This is a genomic window from Micrococcus sp. HMSC31B01, assembly GCF_001816085.1.
In the GTDB taxonomy this organism is placed as follows: domain Bacteria; phylum Actinomycetota; class Actinomycetes; order Actinomycetales; family Micrococcaceae; genus Micrococcus; species Micrococcus luteus.
Genome location: NZ_KV825135.1, coordinates 1 through 2,505, shown reverse-complemented (window position 1 = coordinate 2,505; position 2,505 = coordinate 1). Strand labels below are relative to the sequence as shown.

The window sequence follows — 2,505 nt, the reverse complement described above, 5'->3', positions numbered from 1 at the left end:
CGGGTCGTCCCGGCGGCCCGGGCGGCCGTGGCGGTCGCGGCAACGCCCAGGGCGCCTTCGGGCGCGGCGGCGGCCCGCGCAAGGGACGCAAGTCGAAGCGCGCGAAGCGCCAGGAGTTCGAGCAGCAGCACACGCGTGAGATCGGCGGCGTCAAGGTCCCCAAGGGAGACGGCACCACCGTCCTGCGTCTGCGCCGCGGCGCGTCCCTGGCCGACTTCGCCGAGAAGATCCGCGCCGACGTCGCCGACCTGGTGAAGGTGCTCTTCACCCTCGGCGAGATGGCCTCGGCCAACCAGTCCCTCGACGAGGAGACCTTCCAGCTGCTCGGCGACGAGCTGGGCTACAAGGTCCAGATCGTGTCCCCGGAGGACGAGGACAAGGAGCTGCTGGAGGCCTTCGACATCGACCTCGAGGCCGAGGCGGCCAACGAGGACGAGGCCGACCTCGAGCCGCGCCCCGCGGTCGTCACCGTCATGGGCCACGTGGACCACGGCAAGACGCGTCTGCTGGACGCCATCCGCTCCTCGAACGTCATCGAGGGCGAGGCCGGCGGCATCACGCAGCACATCGGCGCCTACCAGGTGCCCGTGGAGCACGAGGGCGAGCAGCGTCGCCTCACCTTCATCGACACCCCGGGTCACGAGGCGTTCACCGCCATGCGTGCCCGCGGTGCGAAGGTCACCGACATCGCCGTGCTGGTGGTGGCGGCCGACGACGGCGTCATGCCGCAGACCGTCGAGGCGCTCAACCACGCCCAGTCGGCCGGCGTGCCGATCGTGGTGGCGGTCAACAAGATCGACAAGGACACCGCCGCCCCGGACAAGATCCGCGGTCAGCTCACCGAGTACGGCCTCGTGCCCGAGGAGTACGGCGGCGACACGATGTTCGTGGACGTCTCCGCGCGCAACAACATCAACATCGACCAGCTGCTCGAGGCGATCCTGCTCACCGCGGACGCCGCCCTCGAGCTCACGGCGAACCCGCACAAGGCCGCCCGCGGCGTGGCCATCGAGGCCAACCTCGACAAGGGCCGCGGCGCCGTCGTCACCGTGCTGGTGCAGACCGGCACGCTGCGCGTGGGCGACACCATGGTGGTGGGCTCCGCCCACGGCCGTGTGCGCGCCATGTTCGACGAGAACGGCAACGCCGTGGAGGCGGCCGATCCGTCGCGTCCCGTCCAGGTGCTCGGCCTGTCCACGGTGCCGCGTGCCGGCGACTCGTTCCTCGTCACCGACGACGAGCGCACCGCCCGCCAGATCGCGGAGAAGCGCGAGGCCGCGGACCGCAACGCCCAGCTGGCCAAGCGCCGCAAGCGCATCACCCTGGAGGACTTCGACCAGGCCGTGGCCGAGGGCAAGCTGGACACGCTCAACCTCATCATCAAGGGCGACGCGTCCGGTGCCGTCGAGGCGCTCGAGGACTCGCTGCTCAAGATCGAGGTCGGCGAGGACGAGGTGCAGCTGCGCGTCATCCACCGCGGCGTCGGCGCCATCACGCAGAATGACGTGAACCTGGCGACCGTGGACAACGCCATCATCATCGGCTTCAACGTGCGCCCCGCCGAGCGGGTCGCCGACCTGGCCGACCGCGAGGGCGTGGACATGCGCTTCTACAGCGTGATCTACGACGCGATCGACGACATCGAGAACGCGCTCAAGGGCATGCTGAAGCCGGAGTACGAGGAGGTCGAGCTCGGCTCGGCCGAGGTCCGCGAGGTGTTCCGCTCCTCCAAGTGGGGCAACATCGCCGGTTCGCTCGTGCGCTCGGGCCTCATCCGCCGCAACGCCCAGGCCCGCCTGGTGCGCGACGGCGTGGTGGTCTCCGATCACCTCAAGATCGAGTCGCTGCGCCGCTTCAAAGACGACGCCACGGAGGTCCGCGAGGGCTACGAGTGCGGCATCGGCCTGGGCAGCTTCAACGACATCAAGGAGGGCGACGTGATCGAGACCTTCGAGATGCAGGAGAAGCCGCGCGTCTGACGGCCGGGGCGGGGGCCCGCACGGGCCCCCGCCTTCCGCGTCCCACCCTCTGAACCATCACCACCGGAAGGAACCGCACCATGGCCGATCCGGCACGCGCCGGCCGCCTGGCCCAGCGCATCAAGGTCCTCGTGGCCGAGGCGCTGCGCCGCGGCGTCAAGGACGATCGCGTGGAGCCCGTCACCGTGACGGAGGTCCGCGTGACCAACGACCTGCAGCACGCCACCGTCTACTACACCGTCCTGGGCGACGAGGCCACGGTGGCCGCCGCCCACGAGGGCATCCAGGACAACCGCGGCATCCTGCGCCGCGAGGTGGGCCGCGGGCTCACCATCCGCCTGGTGCCCACCCTCGAGTTCGTGGCGGACACCGTCCCCGAGGCGGCCGCACACCTGGAGGACGTCCTCCGCGCGGCCAAGGAGCGGGACGCCGAGCTGGCGAAGGCGCGCGAGGGCGCGTCGTACGCCGGTGACGCGGACCCGTACCGCACCGCGGAGCCGGACGCCGACGCCGACGACGCCCCGCG

At 71.1% G+C, this 2,505-nt stretch carries 2 protein-coding genes; both read left to right on the top strand.

The features are described 5' to 3' along the window. The coding region (infB, locus tag HMPREF3105_RS06730) for a translation initiation factor IF-2 (protein ID WP_070709028.1) at positions 1-1,979 on the top strand (1,979 nt) is incomplete at its 5' end. A gap of 80 nt (positions 1,980-2,059) precedes the next feature. After that, a partial coding sequence (gene rbfA, locus HMPREF3105_RS06725; RefSeq protein ID WP_070709027.1) for a 30S ribosome-binding factor RbfA occupies positions 2,060-2,505 on the top strand: 446 nt, incomplete at its 3' end.